This window comes from Labrenzia sp. PO1, from assembly GCF_012273635.1.
Taxonomy (GTDB): Bacteria; Pseudomonadota; Alphaproteobacteria; order Rhizobiales; family Stappiaceae; genus Roseibium; species Roseibium algicola.
This window is the reverse complement of the sequence record NZ_JAAXCR010000001.1, coordinates 1,230,424-1,249,002: the sequence shown is the minus strand read 5'-3', so window position 1 is coordinate 1,249,002 and position 18,579 is coordinate 1,230,424. Positions and strand designations below refer to the sequence as shown.

The 18,579-nt window shown below is 60.8% G+C and carries 17 protein-coding genes; 4 read left to right on the top strand and 13 right to left on the bottom strand.

What is annotated here, in order from left to right; all coding sequences use genetic code 11:
- The 4 genes from HCG46_RS05840 to HCG46_RS05825 all read right to left on the bottom strand — a co-directional run bounded on the left by HCG46_RS05840 (position 1) and on the right by HCG46_RS05825 (position 5,278).
- Positions 1 to 804 carry an ABC transporter permease subunit gene (locus tag HCG46_RS05840; RefSeq protein WP_031270343.1) on the bottom strand — a complete coding sequence of 268 codons (804 nt, stop codon included), beginning with the start codon at positions 802 to 804 and terminating at the stop codon, positions 1 to 3.
- A 63-nt stretch (positions 805 to 867) separates the two neighbouring features.
- Positions 868 to 1,863 (bottom strand): ABC transporter substrate-binding protein, encoded by a 996-nt coding sequence (locus HCG46_RS05835; RefSeq protein ID WP_209009314.1) that lies wholly within the window; start codon positions 1,861 to 1,863, stop codon positions 868 to 870.
- Between the two features lie 39 nt (positions 1,864 to 1,902).
- On the bottom strand, positions 1,903 to 2,967 hold the full coding sequence (locus HCG46_RS05830) for a LacI family DNA-binding transcriptional regulator (RefSeq protein WP_168685100.1): 1,065 nt from the start codon (positions 2,965 to 2,967) through the stop codon (positions 1,903 to 1,905).
- 169 nt (positions 2,968 to 3,136) lie between these two features.
- A complete protein-coding gene (locus HCG46_RS05825) occupies positions 3,137 to 5,278 on the bottom strand; it encodes a TonB-dependent receptor (protein WP_168685098.1) in 2,142 nt (713 codons plus the stop codon).
- A gap of 266 nt (positions 5,279 to 5,544) precedes the next feature.
- Between HCG46_RS05825 and HCG46_RS05820 the strand changes: the two genes are divergently transcribed.
- From HCG46_RS05820 to HCG46_RS05805, 4 genes are read left to right on the top strand one after another with little or no spacing between them, the layout of a single operon-like run.
- A complete protein-coding gene (locus HCG46_RS05820) occupies positions 5,545 to 6,633 on the top strand; it encodes a ChuX/HutX family heme-like substrate-binding protein (protein ID WP_168685096.1) in 1,089 nt (362 codons plus the stop codon).
- The gene (locus tag HCG46_RS05815; protein WP_168685094.1) at positions 6,630 to 7,529 is read left to right on the top strand and encodes an ABC transporter substrate-binding protein; all 900 of its coding nucleotides are present in this window, start codon (positions 6,630 to 6,632) and stop codon (positions 7,527 to 7,529) included. The genes HCG46_RS05820 and HCG46_RS05815 overlap by 4 nt, the downstream gene beginning before the upstream one ends.
- Positions 7,530 to 7,537: 8 nt before the next feature.
- On the top strand, positions 7,538 to 8,671 hold the full coding sequence (locus HCG46_RS05810) for an iron ABC transporter permease (protein ID WP_168685609.1): 1,134 nt from the start codon (positions 7,538 to 7,540) through the stop codon (positions 8,669 to 8,671).
- Positions 8,672 to 8,680: 9 nt separating this feature from the next.
- Positions 8,681 to 9,508 (top strand): heme ABC transporter ATP-binding protein, encoded by an 828-nt coding sequence (locus tag HCG46_RS05805; RefSeq protein WP_168685092.1) that lies wholly within the window; start codon positions 8,681 to 8,683, stop codon positions 9,506 to 9,508.
- A 31-nt stretch (positions 9,509 to 9,539) separates the two neighbouring features.
- Here HCG46_RS05805 and HCG46_RS05800 read toward each other — a convergent pair whose 3' ends face one another.
- The 9 genes from HCG46_RS05800 to HCG46_RS05760 all read right to left on the bottom strand — a co-directional run bounded on the left by HCG46_RS05800 (position 9,540) and on the right by HCG46_RS05760 (position 18,446).
- Positions 9,540 to 10,079, bottom strand: a complete 540-nt coding sequence (locus tag HCG46_RS05800) for a TlpA disulfide reductase family protein (RefSeq protein ID WP_031270351.1) — start codon at positions 10,077 to 10,079, stop codon at positions 9,540 to 9,542.
- A gap of 150 nt (positions 10,080 to 10,229) precedes the next feature.
- Positions 10,230 to 11,741, bottom strand: coding sequence for a mannitol dehydrogenase family protein (locus tag HCG46_RS05795; protein ID WP_168685090.1), 1,512 nt, complete (start codon positions 11,739 to 11,741; stop codon positions 10,230 to 10,232).
- Positions 11,742 to 11,744: 3 nt separating this feature from the next.
- A complete protein-coding gene (locus tag HCG46_RS05790) occupies positions 11,745 to 12,518 on the bottom strand; it encodes an L-iditol 2-dehydrogenase (protein ID WP_062487354.1) in 774 nt (257 codons plus the stop codon).
- Positions 12,515 to 13,519, bottom strand: a complete 1,005-nt coding sequence (locus tag HCG46_RS05785; protein WP_023003158.1) for an ABC transporter ATP-binding protein — start codon at positions 13,517 to 13,519, stop codon at positions 12,515 to 12,517. The genes HCG46_RS05790 and HCG46_RS05785 overlap by 4 nt, the downstream gene beginning before the upstream one ends.
- Before the next feature lie 11 nt (positions 13,520 to 13,530).
- Complete coding sequence (locus HCG46_RS05780; protein WP_023003159.1) at positions 13,531 to 14,361, bottom strand: carbohydrate ABC transporter permease; 831 nt, start codon at positions 14,359 to 14,361, stop codon at positions 13,531 to 13,533.
- Positions 14,362 to 14,364: 3 nt separating this feature from the next.
- The gene (locus HCG46_RS05775) at positions 14,365 to 15,237 is read right to left on the bottom strand and encodes a sugar ABC transporter permease (protein WP_031270353.1); all 873 of its coding nucleotides are present in this window, start codon (positions 15,235 to 15,237) and stop codon (positions 14,365 to 14,367) included.
- A 95-nt stretch (positions 15,238 to 15,332) separates the two neighbouring features.
- A complete protein-coding gene (locus HCG46_RS05770; RefSeq protein ID WP_023003161.1) occupies positions 15,333 to 16,604 on the bottom strand; it encodes a sugar ABC transporter substrate-binding protein in 1,272 nt (423 codons plus the stop codon).
- A gap of 203 nt (positions 16,605 to 16,807) precedes the next feature.
- Positions 16,808 to 17,764, bottom strand: a complete 957-nt coding sequence (locus tag HCG46_RS05765) for a sugar-binding transcriptional regulator (protein ID WP_023003162.1) — start codon at positions 17,762 to 17,764, stop codon at positions 16,808 to 16,810.
- Position 17,765: 1 nt separating this feature from the next.
- Positions 17,766 to 18,446, bottom strand: a complete 681-nt coding sequence (locus HCG46_RS05760; protein ID WP_208993473.1) for an HAD family hydrolase — start codon at positions 18,444 to 18,446, stop codon at positions 17,766 to 17,768.
- Between the last annotated feature and the right edge of the window lie 133 nt (positions 18,447 to 18,579).

Sequence of the window (18,579 nt, the reverse complement as noted above, 5' to 3'; positions counted from 1 at the left end):
TCAGCCTCCCGCCGCAACCGTCGTTCCCGCGAAACTGCGGGCGATGTAAAGCAGGGCCCAGGTCACAAGGCCCAGCAGAACGGACAGGGCTGACGCCATGGCGATGTTCGCCGACAGGGTGAATTCGGTATAGATCACCATCGGCAGGACATCGATATTGGTGGCCAGCGTGAAGGCGGTTCCGAAGGCTCCCATGGCGGTGGCGAAGGCGATTGCACCGGCGGCTACGAGGGACGGGGCAAGACCGGGCAGGATCACGTCGATGACAATGCGCCACGGCGATGCGCCGAGGGTGCGGGCGGCTTCTTCCAGTGCGGGGTCGAGTTTTTCAACGGCGGCCATCACCGTCAGCAGGACGCGCGGGATGGAAAAATAGAGATAGCCGAGAAAGAGGCCGATCAGCGAATAGGCAAACACGATGTGCCCGGGCAATAGCTGGTTGAACAGCCCCTGACGTCCCCCCAGGAGGATGATCAGGAAGCCGATGACGACGCCCGGAAAGGCCAGCGGCAGCGTCAGGACGGAAAGCAGCAGGCCGCGTCCGAAGAACCGGTTTCGCGCCAGGAACAGGCCGGCGGTGGTTGCCAGAGCGAGCGCGGCAAGGCTGACCGCCAGCGACACCAGCACCGTGTTGACCAGGGTTTCAAGATATCGAGGCGTTTGCAGGATCTGCAGGTAGATGTGCCAGCCGGCTTCCGATTCAAAGGAAGCCTGAACCAGGCGCACCAGCGGCAGAGCCAGAAAAGCGAGGGCGAATACCGCCAGCGGTACAAGGCAGGCGGTCACGAATGTTCTGTCGGACATGAAGAATGCCTTCGGAAAAACAGGCCGGAACGCCAATGCGCTCCGGCCCGCCGGGTCAGGATGTTATTTGACTTCGTTCAGGTAACGCTCGCCGAAACCGGCCTGGGCGCGTTCCATGTGGGCATAATCGACGGCAACCGCACGCTCGTAATCGCTTGCAGGCAGGAACTTCGCGGCGACTTCAGCCGGCAGTTCCACCGGGCGGGACGGCTGCAGGTAGGCATTGGTCCAGATGGCCTGGCCTTCGTCGGACAGGATGAAGTCCAGAACCTTCTTGCCGGCTTCCTCATGCGGTGCGCCTGCCACCAGGCTCATCACGTAGGGAACACGCACGGAACCTTCGCACGGCAGCACGAATTCGAAGTTGCCGTCTTCTTCGTATTTGCCGCGATAGGCGTTGAAGTCATAGTCGAAGAGGATCGGGATTTCGCCGGAAACGACGCGCGCGAAAGAGGTCTGCTTGGGAACGATCGGATCGTTTTCCGCCAGTTCCTTGAAGTAGCTGATAGCCGGATCGAAGTTCTCCAGATCGCCGCCGAAGGCCAGATTGACGGCAACCGCACCTGCATAGCCGACAAAGGCGGAAGACGGATCAAGGTAGCCGACCATGCCGCGATATTCCGGCTTTTTCAGATCGGCGAAGCACTGCGGCACCGGAGCGTCGCCGAGCGCGTCGACATTCACGAACATGCCGAGGGTGCCGTAGTGAACGGCAAACCACTTGCCTTCCGGGTCCTTCAGGCCTTCGGGGATGTCATCGAAACCGGCCGGCTTATAGGCGGTGACGACACCTTCGTTGCCGGCCTTGATGCCAGTGGTCACGCCGTAATAGGCAACGTCGGCGACCGGCGCGGCCTTCTCGGCCAGAAGCTGGCTGAGGGTCTGGCCGGAATTCTTGTTGTCATGCGGCATGGCAATGCCGAGCTTCTCATTGATGGCTTCCAGCATCGATGCCCAGTCGGCCCATTGCGGAGGGCAGTTGTAGCAAACGGCATCTTCGGCCTTTGCCGGCACGACGGCCGCCATTGTCATGGCCAATGCGAAAAGTGTACGTTTCATGTCAGTGACTCCTGAAGCGATCTCAAGCAGGTCTCGGGGTTACTCATTGGATGGCAGGGAAGTGGCAGCTTCTCTGCCATCGGCTTTTCCGGGAACGGGAGGGCCAAGGCTGCCTCCCGCGCGGAAACTGAATGTGGCGGCTGCGGACGGCAGGTCGGGGGTGGGCCGGTCCAGCAGCCTTGCCAGCACGGAATTGACGGCGCCCTGACCCATGGTGCGCGGATCTGTTTCGACGGTCGCCAGATGTGGGTCGACCAGCAGGCCGGTGGAAATACCGTCGAAGCCGACCAGCGACAGATCGTCGGGAATGCGTTTGCCAAGGGCCCGTGCGGCCTTCATGGCGGCAAGGGCGAGAAAGTCGTTGGATGCGAAAATTCCGGTCAGGGCCTGATGCTCCGCCAGAAGCGTGCCGAGCAATTCCAGAAGGGTGCCGTCCTGCTCCTCGATTTCCAGAAGAAGCGGGTCTGCCATGCCAAACTCACGGCATGCAGCGGCAAAGCCTTCGTAGCGCTCACGCGAGCGGTCGGAGCGGTGGAACCGCAGGGCCAGAAAACCGGTTTGAATGTGTCCCTGGCTGTGAAAAGCCCTTGCGACTTCACGCGCGGCGGCGCGGTTGTCGACAGCCCACGCGGGCAAGCCGAAAGAGGAGCGGTTATAGACGAGGCAGCAGGGAAGGTTTCGATCCCGGATCAGCCCCAGTGCCTCGCTGTCGGCGGCATTGTTGACCGTCAGGACCAGGCCGTCGACCTGTTTGGCAATCAGGGTGCGTGCGGCCTGAAGCTCCAGCACTTCGTCGTATTCCGAACATGCCAGAATGAGCTGATAGCCTTCGCGGTGGGCTTCCTGCTGGGCAGCCTGGACGACTTCGGCAAACACGGGATTGGCGAGAGAAGGGACGATGCAGCCGAGTGTCTTTGTCGAGCTGCTTTGCAGGGATCGGCCAAGCGCGCTGAATTCGAAGCCGAGTGCTTTTGCTGCCGAAAGAACCTTCCGGCGGGTGTCGGCGCTGGCGGAGCCGGTGCCGTTGAGGACGCGGCTCACCGTTGCAATGCCGCAACCGGCCTGCTCGGCAACATCCTTGATCGTCGGCGGACGCGATCTCACCCTTGGCTCCTTCAGTCTTGGAAACGTTTCCAACACTGAATACAGGGTGTCGATGTCACTTTGATGAAAGCGTTTCCAGAAGGGAAAGGGAGCGCTTTTCGATTCGCAGTCGTCAGCCGCAACCGGGCTTGAAACCCGCCGCCCGCGGGGACAGGCGGCGGGTCATGGATCAGAACTTCTTGGCGAAGCTCAGCTTGAAGCTGCGGCCTGCACCTTCGTCTTCGCTCAGATGGTTCCGGTACGACTTGTCGAACACGTTGTCGACGTTGAACCGGACCTCACTGTCCGCCATGAAACCGTCGGTCGGTTTCCATGCCGCATAAAGGTTATGCAGCACGTAGCCAGCGGTTTCCTGTTCGTCTACGCCTACACGGTCCTGGGCGGCGTAGAAGTCGCCCTTCCAGCCGAAGTCGAGGTTCCACGGACGGTAGACGTAGCCGATCTTGAGGAAGGCGCTGTCGGCGGGGACGGCATTCATGTAGCCGCCGGTGCTGACGTTGTTGCCCCGGATCAGCGAGGCGCCGAGAGACCCGTAAATGCTTTCGGTCCAGTAGGAGGCTTCCAGCTCAAGCCCTTCGTAACGGGCTTTCGGAATGATTTCCGTCACCACTGTCGAACCGTTCCAGTAGCTGGCGTAGTAGTTGGTGACGTTGTTGCGGAACGCCGTTCCCTTCAGGCGGAAAGCGTCACCACCCATGATCAGGTCATCGAAAGAAAAGGTGACACCGGCCTCGAAGTTGTTCGACAGTTCCTTGTCGAGATCGTTGACGACGTAGTTCGAAAACACCTCGTCGAGGGACGGCAGACGCTCGGTGTGTGCGACGGAGCCGAAGACGCCGAGCCATTCGGACATCTTGATCATGGCTGCAAGCTTTGGCGAGTAGCCGACGGCGCTCTTTTCCTCGTTCAGGTTGATGGTGTTGCCGCTGCCGTCCACGTAGCTGCCGACAGACACGTTGCTGTAGTCGATCCGCATGCCGGGAATGAGGGTGATGCGGTCGTTCCACACCAGTTCGGCCTGCGCATAGCCGCCGACGTTGACCGTTTCGCCTTCCGGGTGAGTCCCTGAACCACTGCGCACATACGTGCCGAAATCACGCGGATTGCGGCGTTCCTGGTACTGGCCGTCGATGCCGGTCGTGACATAGGCCATCCAGTCTTCGCCCAGCTGGAACGTTGCGACGTTGTCGGCCTTGCCCTGCCAGGTCTCGTAGGAGTATTCGGAATTGAAGCCAAACGGGTAATAGCAGGTCGGCGGCGCGGGCGCCGGGGCGAACTGGGCGCAGATCTGATCCTGGTTCTTCTGCTCGACCCGCGTGTCGGACCAGCTGAACTGGGCCTTCACATCAAGCAGATCGTTTCCTGAAAACCCGTTTGCATAACCGACGATCGCGGTCTGATCCGTCACTGTGCGGTCGACATCGCCAAAGTCCGGACCCCAGGCAATCTGGTCGTAGTTCTGGTCGTCCTCGTCACTCGACCAGTTCTGGTAACTTGCGAAAACGGACTGGTCTTCATTTTCCCCGAAGGTGTAACGGGCCTTGATCAGACCGTTGATGGAGTTGAAATCCGTGTCCGGGACCTCGTTGCCCTGGCCATCCGTAATGTCCTGAGACTGCCGATAGTTGAGCGCGCCGAGCAACTCGAGGTTCTTGACCGGTTCCGCCGCGACGATCGCGCTGCCCAGCCAGCCGTTGCCGTTCGAATCCCAGGAGGTTTTCAGCCGGCCGCCGATCAGGTCACCCGGATCGAGGAAATCGCTGGCATCCTTTGTGGTGAAGGTGATCACACCGCCCATCGCACCGGCGCCATAAAGGGTCGATGATGCCGGTCCACGCAGGACTTCGATCTGTTTATAGAGTTCCGGATCGGAGAAGAACGACCCCATCCGGTACTGTTCGAAAAACTTGTTGACCCCGTCTACCTGCATGATGATCCGGGTCTCGTCGCCGGAAAGAGCTTCACCGATACCGCGGATATTGATGCTTTCGCCGAGGATCGAGTTACTGCCGATCGGCGTGACGCCCGGGATCTCCTGGAAGACGTCTCCGATCGAGCGCGGTTGCAGGTCGTCGATGGCTTCCTGGTCCAGCACGGTGACGGCCTGAGGAGTGTCGATCGCGACTTTGGGCACGCCGGCGCTGATCACGATCTGTTGTAGCTGCGACACCGGTTGATCCTGTCCGGCAACGGGTGTCGCCGGTGCTGCATCCGCTACTGCATCCTGTGCAACCGCCCCGCAATTAAAAGCCAAAACCCAAAGGGCAACACCACCCATCAAGCGGGTGTTACCGGTCTTCTTGAGCCCCATAAAAATTCTCCAAGAGTGCGCGTTGTTCGCGTCCTTTTCGCTGCCTCTCACACAGCGTTTTAAACATGAGTCAGTGACTCAGGTATTGTGTTCCTAATGAAATATGAATATAGGAGTCAAGTATTAGATTGCGGTCGCCGAGGAAAAGCGTCTCTTTGGAATGATTCAAAAATTCCTAATAATCTCAGTAATTTACGTTACGGGATGATGAGGCGGGAAACTGAGCGCGGGCTGCAGGAAGACCATAGCGATTGGGGACAGAACACATGAATGCCGATCAGATCTCCTCTGAAACCAGGCAGAGCGCAGCCGACATCCGGGCGGCACGCGCGGACAATCCGAAGATGCGGGAGCGGGATCTGGCGCAGATACTCGGCATTACGGAAGCGGAGCTGGTCGCCAGCTTCGTAGGGCATGGCGTGCGCCGCATCGCGCCGCGTTTCGAGGATCTGTTTCCCGGGTTGCAGACCGTCGGCACGGTCATGGCACTGACGCGCAACGAGAGCGCAGTGCACGAGAAGATCGGACCGTTCGAGAAATTCGTGAACGGCAAGCGGGCGGCCCTGATGCTGGGCGAGCAGATCGACACGCGCATGTTTCCGGCCAATTGGGTGCATGGCTTTGCGGTCGAAAAGGCTGACGGCAACGATATCCGCCGGTCACTGCAGTTCTTCGATGCCCATGGTGATGCGGTGATGAAGATCCACACCCGTGCGGAAACGGACCTGGATGCGTGGAACACTCTGGTTGAAAAGCTCGTGCTGGACGACCAGACGCCGGATGTGTTGCCGCAAGTAAGCGAAGCAAAACCGTTCAGCCGAAAACAGGCATCCGAAGGAGCTGAAGCGGTGCTGCGCGACCGCTGGCAGGCGATGACCGATCCGCATCAGTTCCACGGACTTTTGAAGGATCTGGACCTCGACCGGGTCAGCGCCTTTGAACTGGCGGGCGATGCCTGGGCCTGGCCGCTCGATCGTGGGGCGGTGCCGGCCTTGTTGCGCCTTGCAGCGTCGGAAAACATCCCGATCATGTGTTTTGTCGGCAATCGCGGTTGCATTCAGATCCACTCCGGGGCGGTGGCAACGGTGATGGACCGGGGTCCATGGATCAACGTGATGGACCCGACCTTCCATCTGCATCTGCGGACCGACCACATCCACGAGGTCTGGGCCGTGCGCAAACCGGCGGATGTCGGCCATGTCACGTCGGTGGAAGCTTATGACAGCGACGGACAGCAGATCATCCAGTTCTTCGGTGTGCGTGGTGAGGGCAACCAGGAACGGTCCGATTGGCGCGGCCTTGCCGAAAATCTGCCGAAACTGGATCGGGCGGTAAAGCTGGGGGCAGCGGAATGATCGGGTCTCTTTCGCGTTTTTCCGGCGTCTCGGCGGCTGTCGCGCTGACCGTTGCAGCCCTGGTCCTGCCCGGCCAACCACTGTTTGCGGAAGGCACGGGCAGTCCGGACAGCAGCAATGTTGTTGCCATCGGCGGTTCGGTGACGGAGATCGTCTACGCCCTGGGCGAAGACAAGAGGCTGATTGCCCGTGACAGCACCAGCATTTTCCCGGTGGAAGCGGCAAGCCTTCCGGATGTCGGGTACATGCGCGCGCTGTCCCCGGAAGGTGTGCTCTCCGTCAACCCGGAGCTGATCCTGATGCTGGAAGGCAGCGGGCCGCAGGAAACGGTCGACGTGTTGCGCAAGTCCGGTGTGGCGATGGCGGATGTGCCGGAGGCATATACCGCCGAAGGCATCATCAAGAAGGTGCGTGTCGTTGGTGACGTGCTCGGCGTCGAGGCGAAAGCCGATGCTCTTGCGGGCAAGCTTGAACAGGATCTGGCAGAGGCGCAACGTGCCGCTGAAAGCCGGACGTCTGGCGTTCGTGTCCTCTTCGTCCTGTCGACAAAAGGCGGGCGTATCCTCGCCGCCGGATCGGATACGGCCGCCAACGGCATACTTGCGCTTGCCGGTGCAGAAAACGCGACGTCCGGCTTTTCCGGCTACAAGATCCTCAGCGACGAGGCGATCGTCAGTGCGGCACCGGACGTCGTGCTGATGATGGATCGCCACGGCGACGGCGAAGACGCAACGAGCGGTGATGCGGTGTTCGATCATCCGGCCGTGGCGCAAACGCCGGCAGGGAAGAACAAGCGACTTGTCCGCATGAACGGGCAGCTCCTGCTGGGGTTCGGTCCGCGCACCGCAGAAGCCGTCCGTGAATTGTCGACCCGTCTGGCGGATACGGCAAGCTGATGGCACTGATGAGCGATACGGCCTTGCCCGCCAGAAGGGGACGGATTTCCTCTCTCCTTGGGTTTGCCGACCTGCAGCGCGGAGACAGGGCTCCGCTCGCGCGGGCCGTCATTGTGCTGCTCGTTGTGCTGGCATGTCTCGTCGTTCTGGGAAGCCTTGCCATCGGCCCGATCTCGATCCCGGTTCTGGAGCTCCTGCCGCATGTGCCGTCCTATTTCTCAGGAGCGGGAGAGGGCGTGCCGCAGGGCGTTTCGGCAAGGGACTGGATCGTGCTCATGGATATCCGCCTGCCCCGGGTGACGCTGGGAGCGCTCATCGGAGCGGCCCTGGCGGTGTCCGGTGCCGTGATGCAGGGGCTGTTCCGAAACCCGCTTGCAGATCCGGGCATTGTCGGCGTTTCCGCCGGGGCGGGACTTGGCGCAGCCGCGTTCATCGTTCTCGGAAATACCGTACTGGCGCCAGTGATGGCGCTTCTGGGTATCTATGCGGTCCCACTGGCAGCCTTTGCCGGCGGCCTCGTCACGACGCTGCTTCTTTACAGGATCGGCACGCGCGGAGGCATCACGTCAGTTGCGACATTGCTGCTGGCGGGCATTGCGCTCGGTGCGCTCACCGGTGCGATGACAGGGCTATTGGTCTATGTGGCCGATGACCAGGAACTGCGCGACCTGCAGTTCTGGGGACTTGGGTCGCTCGCGGGATCCAACTGGCAGAAGGTTGCTTCTGCCGCGCCAATCATTCTCACCATGCTGGTCTGCGTACCGTTCCTGGCACGCGGTCTCAACGGTCTGACGCTTGGCGAAGCCGCCGCCTCGCACATCGGCATCAAGGTGCAGCGGCTCAAGAACCTCAGCATCCTGCTGGTGGCGGCGGCAACCGGCGCCTCCGTGGCTGTCAGCGGCGGCATCGGTTTTGTCGGCATCGTCGTGCCGCATTTGCTTCGTCTCACAATCGGTCCCGACCATCGCTACATGCTGCCGGCCGCAGCGCTTCTTGGCGCCTGCCTGCTGATAGCCGCCGATACGCTGGCGCGCACCATCGTGGCACCGGCGGAAATGCCCATCGGTATCATCACCGCCTTTGCCGGTGCGCCCTTCTTCCTCTGGATCCTGCTGCGCAAGCGCGGCCTCACAGGTCTTTAGGGTGTGGTCATGTTGCACAGGACAATTGAAAATGGCACGGCGCTGGCACCCGATCTTGTTGTCGAGCAGGTGTCTGTTTCGGCAGGCAAGACCCGGATCGTGCAGGACCTTTCCTTTCACGCAAAGGCTGGGGAAGTGCTGGCGATCATCGGGCCAAGCGGTTCCGGCAAGACGACCTTGATGAAGGCAATGACCGGTGAACTGCCTTATTCCGGCGGGATAACGCTGGCAGGGCTGGAGGTTGGTGGCCTGTCACCGGAAGTGCTTGCCGCCATGCGCGGGGTGCTGCCGCAGGCAAGTCAGATTTCCTTTCCGCTGAACGTGGCTGAAGTGGTCGGTCTCGGCCTGACCTCCAGCCGCCGGGAGCGGAGCTTCCGTGCCCGGCGCATCGCCGAAGCCCTTGCGAAAGTTGGCCTGTCGGGGTTCGAAGGGCGAAGTTATCAGGAGCTGTCCGGCGGCGAGCAGCAACGGGTGCAGCTCGCACGGGTGTTGTGTCAGGTCTGGGACCCGCTTCCGCAAGAAGGCCTGCCGCATTGGTTGTTCCTGGACGAACCGGTCTCCAGTCTCGACATCAAGCACCAGGTCCAGATCATGCAGCTTGCAGCTGATTACGCCAAGCGTGGTGGCGGCGTCGTCGCCGTGATGCACGACCTCAACCTGACCGCTGCCTTTGCCGACCGGGTGCTGGTCATGCAGGGTGGCCGCCGTCTTGCCTTCGGTACGCGGGACGAGGTCATGCAGGCGGAGTTGTTGTCGAAAGCCTATGACTTTCCGCTGGAAATCCTGACACGTCCGGGTGGAGGACGGCCTGTCATCGTGCCGATGGACAACGGCTGAGGGTCTTACTTGCTGCTGATGTTCGACGTGGTCAGGTGGTCTTCAAACTGCGCAGCGCGGAGATCATTTCCTCTGAATCCCACACCCGGTCGCCAATGGCGGCGAGGGCAACCTTGCCGGTGCCATCGAGGACGTAGGTCACCGGCAAACCGCGCAGGAACCAGGTACTCGGCATGGCCTTGTCCGTGTCCATCAGGACGGTGAGACCATCATGGTCGATCTCGTCCAGAAAACCTTCGATCCGGTCCTGCCGGTCACCTACGTTGACGGCGAGCACTGCAAAGCCTTCGGGGCCGAGTTCCCGGTTGAGACGCGCCAGACCCGGCATTTCCTTTCGACAGGGCGGGCACCATGTCGCCCAGAACGATACAAGCAGGATCTTTCCGGAATAGTCGGCAAGCGTGTGGACGGTGCCATCAAGATCGGGAAGGTCGAGTTTCGGTTCGATTTCGAAGGCCGGTTCGGCCAGACCAAGTCGGAAGAAGTCGTTGCCTGCCGCAAACACCGTTCCCGGCAGCAATGCCATTGCCGCACTGCCGGCCAGAAGGTCCCGTCTGTTCAATTGTCTCATGCCCGTAATCCCGCCTTACCGCTTTCCGTCGTGCAGGCGAAGGTCAAATCCTCGTCTGTCAGTGACATCAAGGTAAGCGGGACAGGGCAAATTGAAAGGCAAATGGGATCACATTGCGCACACGGTGGCGCGAGTGTGATCCCTCGTTTCCTAGTGGGCGTTCGCCTTGAGGGTGGCCGCGCCTTTGTCGAAGCGGCCGTCGAGGTAGGCTTTCAGCGTTGCGGCCACCCCATCTTCAGCGATCATGCCTGCGGCGTAGCTGAAGGCCTTCAGGAAGGTTTCGTCGGAAGCGAGCCCACCGAATAGCTCCGGCATTTCGATGCGCGCAGGCTTGTCGGCGTAAACGCCTTGTGCCCAGGCCTTCAGGATGTCGGCGTTGTTGTCCTCGATGACATGCGGTTCTCCAGCCTCGTTGTGACCGAGGCAGTAACGGCACCAAAGAGCCGTTTCGAGGGCAAGGCCAGCCACCGGCAACCCCTTGTCGAGGCGGTCCTGGATAGAAGGCAGGATAAACTTCGGCTGGCGGTTGGAGCCGTCAAGGCAGAGACGGGGGATCGTGTCTCCCACTGCCGGATTGGAGAACCGGTCCATCACGGTGGTGAGATAGGTCTCGAAGCTGACCCCCGGAATTTCCGGAACGGTCGGCAGGATCTCGTCTTCTTCCAGCTTTTTCAGGAAAGCGCAGATCAGTGGATCGGCCATGGCGTCATGGACGAAGTAATGTCCCAGCAGCGCACCCGGATAGGCGATGGTCGCATGACCGCCGTTGAGAATGCGCAATTTCATCAGCTCGTATGGAGCGACGTCCTCGACGAATTCGACGCCGACCTTTTCCAGCGCCGGGCGACCGGCCGGGAAATGATCCTCCAGCACCCATTGGCGGAAGGGTTCGCAGACGACAGGGGCGGCATCGGTCAGGCCGAAGCGTTCCTGAACCAGGCCGCGTTCGCGGTCGCCGGTCGCGGGGGTGATGCAGTCCACCATGCCGTTTGGAAAGGCGACGTTGTCGGCAATCCAGCTTCCGGCTTCCGGCGACAAGGCCTTGGCGAAACCGGCAACGGCCTGTTTGGCCATATGGCCGTTTTCGGGCAGGTTGTCGCAAGACATCACGGTAAAGGGTTCAAGGCCTTTGTCGCGGCGGGCCAGCAGGGCGGCAACGAGCACGCCGAACACGGTCTGTGGCGCATCCGGAGAGGCGAGATCCGCCTGGATTTCCGGATGATTGACGTCGAAGCCACCGGTGTTCGGGTCGACGAAATAGCCGCCTTCGGTGATCGTCAGCGAGACAATGCGGATATCTGGTTCGCCAAGGCGAGCGATCAGCGCCTTGGGATCCACGTCGACGAAGTCGATCATGGCGCCACAGACCTGCGCGCTGAGGCCTTCCGGGTCGAGCTCGACCACGGTCGTCAGCCAGTCCTGGGCTTGGAGGCGTTCACGCATGGTCTTGTCGTAGGGCTTGAGGCCCGCGCCGACGATGGCCCAGTCACGGCCTTCGCCGAGATCGAACAGCTTGCTCAGGTAGATGGCCTGATGCGCGCGATGGAAGTTGCCGACGCCGATGTGAAGGATGCCGGGGGTCAGGTCCGACCGGCGATACGCCGGTGCCTTGACGGTTTCAGGAAGAGAAGAGAGCACAGTTTCACTTAGGTTCTGGGTCATTGGTCAGCTCATCCAGTTGCCGCCATCGACGTTGTAAGTCTGCGATACGATGTAATCCGCGTCTTTCGACGCCAGGAAAACAGCCATGCCGGTGAGATCTTCGGCGGTGCCCATGCGGCCGAAAGGCACCGCGGCTCCGACCGCTGCCTTCTTTTCACCGGGCTGCAGGCCTTCGTATTTCGCGAACATCGAATCCACATGGTCCCAGTGCTCGCCGTCGACGACGCCGGGGGCGATGGCATTCACGTTGATGCCGTGTTCGATCAGGTTGAGACCTGCCGACTGGGTCAGGCTGATGACCGCTGCCTTGGTGGCGCAATAGATGCCCACCAGCGCTTCACCGCGCCGGCCTGCCTGGCTGGCCATGTTTATGATCTTGCCGCCCTGACCACGCCTGATCATCGATTTTGCCGCGGCCTGCATCATGAACAGGGTTCCGGAAACGTTGATGTCGAACAGGCGCTGGTAGCTGTCGCGGGTGATCTCGACAATCGGTGCCAGATCGAACAGAGCCGCGTTGTTGACCAGGATGTCGAGCCCGCCGGTCTTCTGTTCCACGGCGGCGATGGCAGCATCGATCGACGACTGATCGGTGACGTCCAACTGAACGGCATAGGCATTCGGGCCGATTTCACTGGCCGCCGCTTCTGCGCCGGCCAGGTTGATATCGGCAATCGCCACCCGGGCGCCTTCCTCTGCAAACCGCGCGGCAAAGGCCTTGCCGATGCCCCGGGCCGAACCCGTGATCAGCGCGGATTTTCCTTCAAGTCGGCTCATGCAATCCTCAGGCCCTGGTTGTCGAAGCGGTGGATCTTGTCAGGAGCCGGGGTCAGGTGAACGGTGTCGCCATGACGGAACCCGATCTCACCGGACGAGCGCACGGTGATCGGTTCGTCGACGCCCTCCATATCGACATAAAGGAAGGTGTCGGAGCCGAGATGTTCCGAGACACCGACCTTTCCGACCCATTTGCCGTCGCTTTGCGAGACGGTCAGATGCTCCGGGCGGATGCCGATCGTGGCGGCATCGTATTCGGTGGCGAAGGACCCCATCAGGAAGTTCATCTTCGGCGAGCCGATGAAACCGGCTACGAACTTGTTGCGCGGCGTATGATAAAGCTCCAGCGGCGAGCCGACCTGCTCGATCTTGCCTGCCTGCAGCACCACGATCTTGTCGGCCATGGTCATGGCTTCCACCTGGTCGTGGGTCACGTAGATCATGGTCGTCTTGAGGGACTGGTGCAGTTCGGAGATCTCGAGCCGCATGTTGACACGCAGCGCCGCATCCAGGTTCGACAGGGGTTCGTCGAACAGGAAGGCGGCCGGTTCGCGCACGATGGCACGGCCGATGGCAACACGCTGGCGCTGACCGCCGGAAAGCTGACCCGGGCGACGGTCCAGGTAATCCGTCAGGTTCAGCACCTTGGCAGCGGCGGTCACCTTGGCGTCCTGCGCAGCCTTGTCGATGCCTGCCATGCGCAGGGGGAAGGCGATGTTCTTGCGCACCGACATGTGCGGATAGAGCGCGTAGGACTGGAACACCATGGCAAGGCCACGTTTTGCGGGCGGCACTTCGGTGGCGTTCTTGCCGTCGATGGTGATGTCACCGGAAGAGACATCCTCCAGGCCTGCAATGAGACGCAGGAGTGTGGACTTGCCGCAGCCGGACGGACCGACGAACACCACGAACTCGCCGTCGTCGATCTGCAGGTCCAGCGGCGGGATAACCTGAACGTCGCCGAAGCTCTTGGTAATCTGCTTGAGGGTTATCTGACCCATGTTCAGGTCTCCTATTTAACCGCGCCGAAGGTCAGGCCGCGTACGAGCTGCTTCTGGCTGAACCAGCCGATGATGAGGATCGGGGCGATCGCCATCGTCGAGGCAGCGCTCAGTTTTGCGTAGAACAGGCCTTCCGGGCTGGAATAGCTGGCAATGAAAGCGGTGAGGGGGGCGGCGTCGACCGCCGTCAGGTTCAAGGTCCAGAACGCTTCGTTCCAGGACAGGATGATGTTCAGCAGCAGGGTCGAGGCAATGCCGGGCACCGCCATGGGTGTCAGCACGTAGATGATCTCGGACCACAGCTCCGCACCGTCCATCCGCGCGGCTTCCAGGATCTCGCCCGGAATTTCGCGGAAGTAGGTGAACAGCATCCAGACGATGATCGGCAGGTTGATGAGGGTAAGCACCATCACGAGGCCGACACGCGTGTCGAGGAGGCCGGTATCCCGGAACAGGAGATAGATCGGGATCAGCACGCCCACCGGCGGAAGCATCTTGGTGGACAGCATCCACATCAGGACGTCCTTGGTGCGCTTGCCCGGCACGAAGGCCATTGACCAGGCCGCCGGTATCGCGATCAGCAGACCCAGAAGGGTGGAGCCGAAGGAAATGATGACCGAGTTGGAGAAGTGCCGGAAATAGTCCGAACGCTCCTGGACCGTGCTGTAGTTTTCCAGCGTCCAGTCGAAAAACAGGAAGCTAGGAGGAGACGCAATGGCTTCCGCTTCCGTCTTGAAGCTGGTCAGCACGGTCCACAGGATCGGGAAGAAGATGGCGATGCCGACGGCCCACGCACATACGGTGACGAGAGCCTTGCGGCGGTTGGAGACTGCGCGCGCCATGGGTCAGGCCTCCAGGTTCTTGCCGATCATCCGCATCAGGAAGATCGCAACGATGTTGGCGAGGATAATGGCGACCACACCGCCGGCCGATCCGCCGCCGACGTCGAACTGCAGCAGCGACTGGGCGTAGATCAGGTAGGTGAGGTTGGTCGAGGCATAGCCCGGACCGCCATTGGTGGTGACGAGAATTTCCGCGAAGACCGACAGCAGGAAGATCGTCTGGATCAGGATCACGACGGTGATCGAACGGGCCAGGTGCGGCACCATGATGAACACGAAGCGGTTCAGGAAATTGGCGCCGTCCATTTCGGCCGCTTCCAGCTGTTCGCTGTCAAGCGATTGCAGGGCGGTAAGCAGAATGAGCGTCGCAAAGGGCAACCACTGCCAGGCGACGATCAGGATGATCGAAAACAGCGGTGCATGCGAAAGAAAGTCGAACGGTTGCAGCCCCAGAAACTTCGCAAAGTATGCGAACAGGCCGTTGACCGGGTTCATGAACATGTTCTTCCACACCAGCGCGGAAACGGTCGGCATGACGAAGAACGGGGCAATCACCAGAATGCGCACGATCCCCTGGCCCCAGAAGGGCTGGTCGAGCAACAGGGCCAGCAGCACGCCGCCGACAATGGTGATGAGAAGGACGCCGCCAACGAGCAGCAGGGTGTTCTTCAGCGCTGCAAAGAAAGCCGGATCGGTGAGGAAGAACTCGTAGTTGGTCCAGCCAGTCCACTCTTCCATTCCCGGAATGAGCAGGTTGTAGCGCAGGAAAGAGAAATAGAGGGTCATCGAGAGCGGGATGATCATCCAACCCAGCAGCAGCAGAACTGCCGGAGAGATCATCAAACGGGCCGCCGCCCGTGAATGTTGGGTAGCCATGATGCGACCTTTGCTCGGTCAGAGCCAGAGCTCACGCGGAACAGAAAGGAGGAGACCGGCGGGACGGGCAGGCACCCGCCGGTCCGCGAAGGCTTCTACTTGAGGTAACCGGCCTTCTTCATTTCGCGTTCAGCGGTCGCCTGGGCAGCAGCCAGTGCAGCGTCCGCATCCATCGAGCCGGCAAGAGCTGCCGAGAATGCCTGGCCGACAACGGTTGCCATGCCCTGGAATTCCGGAATGGCGACGAACTGCACGCCGACATACGGAACCGGATCGACGGTCGGATTCTGCGGATCAGCGGAGTTGATGCTGTCCAGCGTCATCTTTGCGAACGGAACTTTCTGGTACTCCGGGTTCTCATAGAGAGACGTACGGGTTCCCGGGGGAACGTTCGCCCAGCCTTCTTCGGCTGCAACCAGCTCCAGGTATTCCTTGGAAGTCGCCCACTCGATGAACTTCTTCGCAGCAGCTTCCTTCTGGGTGCCGGCCGGAATGGCCAGCGACCATGCCCAGAGCCAGTTACCGCGTTTGCCGAGGCCCTTGTCCGGCGCCAGAGCAAAGCCGACCTTGTCAGCAACCTGGCTGTCCTTCGGGTTGGTCACGAAGGAGGCCGCCACGGTAGCGTCGATCCACATGCCGCACTTGCCGGTCTGGAACAGGGCCAGGTTTTCGTTGAAGCCGTTGGAAGAAGCACCCGGAGGTCCTGCTTCGTTCATCACGTCGAGATAGGTGGTAAGAGCTTCTTTCCACTGCGGTGTGTCGAACTGCGGCTTCCAGTCCATGTCGAACCAGCGGGCGCCGTAAGAGTTCGCCATGGCCGTCAGGAACGCCATGTTTTCACCCCAGCCGGCCTTGCCGCGCAGGCAGATGCCGTAGACTTCGTTTTCCTTGTCCGTCATTGCCTTGGCGGCTTCGACGATAAAGTCCCAGGTCGGGGCTTCCGGCATTTCCAGGCCGGCTTTTTCCATCAGGTCCTTGCGGTACATGACCATGGAGCTTTCGCCGTAGAACGGTGCTGCAAAGAGCTCGCCGTCAACGGTCAGGCCGCCACGGATGGCCGGCAGGATGTCGTCCGCGTCGTAGCTTTCCGGCAGGTCGTTCAGGGAAACGAGCCAGCCCTGCTTGCCCCAGATCGGAACTTCATAGGTGCCGATGGTCATGACGTCGAACTGACCGCCCTTGGTGGCGACGTCAGTGGTGACGCGCTGGCGGAGAACGTTCTCCTCCATGGTCAGCCATTTGACTTCGATGTCAGGGTTCTTGTCGGTGAAGTCCTTCGTCAGACCCTGCATGCGGATCATGTCGCCGTTGTTCACGGTCGCGATGGTGATTGTTTCTGCAGATGCGGATGCGCACAGAGCCGCCATTGCACATGCGCTGAGGAGCGCACGGGTATGAAATGCCATATTTTCCTCCCAAGCGAGATTGGGCATTTGCCATTCTTGCGGGCAAATATTCGCTCCAATTCGCACCCCGAGTCAAGATGTGAATCGCCTAAAATAAAAAAGGCTTCTCGCTGCACTGCGAAAAGCCTTTAAAGTTCATATAGTTATTTATATTGGGAAATCGCTCAGAGCTTGAGCAATTGCTCAGCTGTCGTCTCGTTGGTGATCAGGCAATTGACAAATTTACCGTTCAACGCTCCCAGCATGGCCGGCACCTTGCCGTCGCCCGCCGCAATTCCGTAAACCGGTTTCTCTCCGGCCGGCAGCAGGGGAGCACTGGCTACCAGGTCATTGGTAAGTCCTTCGACCAGCGCGCCTTTTCGGTCGTAGACCCAGCTCGTAATCTCGCCGATGGCACCGGCTTTCTCCAGTGCGCGCATTTCGTCGTGACTGACGAATCCGTCGACCGTCAGTGGTGCAGTCGGTCCCATGTTGCCGATACCCACGAAAGTAACGTCCGCCTGCCGGATGAGATCGAGGATATTGTGCACCGCTTCCTGGTTATGCAGCAGTTGCAGTTCCTCGCGGGAGCGGGCGAAGACGGGCAGAGGCATCGGGTAGTGCCGGGCATTGATGCGGTCGGCAAGCCGGATGATGACGTTGTAGGCCGAGGCCGAGCCGTCCGACATCATGTTGCCCAGAAGCGAGACGATGCGGTGCTGCGGACAGTCCATCATCGGCAGTTGATCCACCGAAGCGCGCAAGGTGCGGCCCGTGCCGTAGGCGATGATCTTGGGTTTCTGGGAGCGGAAATGACGTTCCATCTCGGTGGCGGCCGCCTGGGCAATGCCGACCGTGGAGGACGGGGCATCCGGGTCGCTGGGAACCACTTCGCAGCTCTGCAGTCCGAAGCGTTCCGTCAGGCGGGTGCTCAGTTCCATGCAGTTGGCGATCGGGTGGTCGAGCCGCACCTTGATCAGCCGTTCACTGACTGCAAGCGAAACCAGCCGCTGTGCCGATTGGCGGGACACGCCGAGCTTGCGGGCGATCTCGTCCTGGGTGTTGCCGGCAACATAGTATAACCAGCCGGCGCGGGCGGCGTCATCGAGACGGGATGCCTCGGCAGGAATTTTCTGTTTCATCTTAGTTGCCGTTGTTCTTCAGATCCGGCCTAAGCTGAAAGAATTCGCCGAAAGATGCAAACAGTTGCGCGGCCCCTGCAGTGGCAGTGGCCGAATTCAGAAGGCCGGAAAGGTGCGAACCGCCAATGAATCGGTAGACTTCCATACCGGCGGCAAGCCCTGCCTTGATGCCGTTTTCGCTGTCCTCGATCACCAGGCAGCGCTCCGGTGCGACGCCATGTTTTTCCGCCGCAAGGAGGAACAGGTCGGGCGCGGGTTTGCCGTGAGCGACTTCGGAAGCCGTGGTGGTCCGGCCGGCAAAGAGATCCGTCAGCCCGGTTATCTCCAGCGATCTGGCGAGTCGCGGCGGGCTGGAACTGGTCGCAAGGCAATAGTCCACGCCAAGGTTCTCGATCACCTCCCGCACGCCGTCGATCGGTCTGAGCTCCGCTTCAAAGGCGCTGAGAAGGCTTGCCCGGTAGGCGGTTTCGAATTCCGGCGGCAGGTCGACACCGAATTCCTTGCGGATCTGCTGCAGGACAACCGGATAGCTTCGACCCAGGAAATGGTGAGCGACGTAGTCCATGGTGATGTGGACGTTCCGCGTCGCCAGTTCTGCCACCAGCATGCGCGCGCTGATGACTTCGCTGTCGATGAGAACACCGTCGCAGTCGAAGATGACTAGGTCGATTGGCTGATTCAAACTCGGGGTTCCTGCCGATTGGAAAGTTAAAACGAGCGACCTCATCCTGAGGAGGCGCGCAAGCGCCGTCTCGAAGGATGGGCCGCTTGCTCAGGAGTATGAAGCCCATCCTTCGAGACGGACCTGGCGGTCC

Excerpts from the sequence above, each read along its gene's own strand:
- HCG46_RS05785 (WP_023003158.1), bottom strand. The coding sequence starts at position 13,519 with ATGGGTCAGATAACCCTCAAGCAGATTACCAAGAGCTTCGGCGACGTT.
- HCG46_RS05840 (WP_031270343.1), bottom strand. The coding sequence starts at position 804 with ATGTCCGACAGAACATTCGTGACCGCCTGCCTTGTACCGCTGGCGGTA.
- HCG46_RS05795 (WP_168685090.1), bottom strand. The coding sequence starts at position 11,741 with ATGACCCAGAACCTAAGTGAAACTGTGCTCTCTTCTCTTCCTGAAACC.
- HCG46_RS05820 (WP_168685096.1), top strand. The coding sequence starts at position 5,545 with ATGAATGCCGATCAGATCTCCTCTGAAACCAGGCAGAGCGCAGCCGAC.
- HCG46_RS05765 (WP_023003162.1), bottom strand. The coding sequence starts at position 17,764 with ATGAAACAGAAAATTCCTGCCGAGGCATCCCGTCTCGATGACGCCGCC.
- HCG46_RS05815 (WP_168685094.1), top strand. The coding sequence starts at position 6,630 with ATGATCGGGTCTCTTTCGCGTTTTTCCGGCGTCTCGGCGGCTGTCGCG.
- HCG46_RS05835 (WP_209009314.1), bottom strand. The coding sequence starts at position 1,863 with ATGAAACGTACACTTTTCGCATTGGCCATGACAATGGCGGCCGTCGTG.
- HCG46_RS05775 (WP_031270353.1), bottom strand. The coding sequence starts at position 15,237 with ATGGCTACCCAACATTCACGGGCGGCGGCCCGTTTGATGATCTCTCCG.
- HCG46_RS05770 (WP_023003161.1), bottom strand. The coding sequence starts at position 16,604 with ATGGCGGCTCTGTGCGCATCCGCATCTGCAGAAACAATCACCATCGCG.
- HCG46_RS05825 (WP_168685098.1), bottom strand. The coding sequence starts at position 5,278 with ATGGGGCTCAAGAAGACCGGTAACACCCGCTTGATGGGTGGTGTTGCC.
- HCG46_RS05800 (WP_031270351.1), bottom strand. The coding sequence starts at position 10,079 with ATGAGACAATTGAACAGACGGGACCTTCTGGCCGGCAGTGCGGCAATG.
- HCG46_RS05790 (WP_062487354.1), bottom strand. The coding sequence starts at position 12,518 with ATGAGCCGACTTGAAGGAAAATCCGCGCTGATCACGGGTTCGGCCCGG.
- HCG46_RS05810 (WP_168685609.1), top strand. The coding sequence starts at position 7,538 with ATGAGCGATACGGCCTTGCCCGCCAGAAGGGGACGGATTTCCTCTCTC.
- HCG46_RS05780 (WP_023003159.1), bottom strand. The coding sequence starts at position 14,361 with ATGGCGCGCGCAGTCTCCAACCGCCGCAAGGCTCTCGTCACCGTATGT.
- HCG46_RS05805 (WP_168685092.1), top strand. The coding sequence starts at position 8,681 with ATGTTGCACAGGACAATTGAAAATGGCACGGCGCTGGCACCCGATCTT.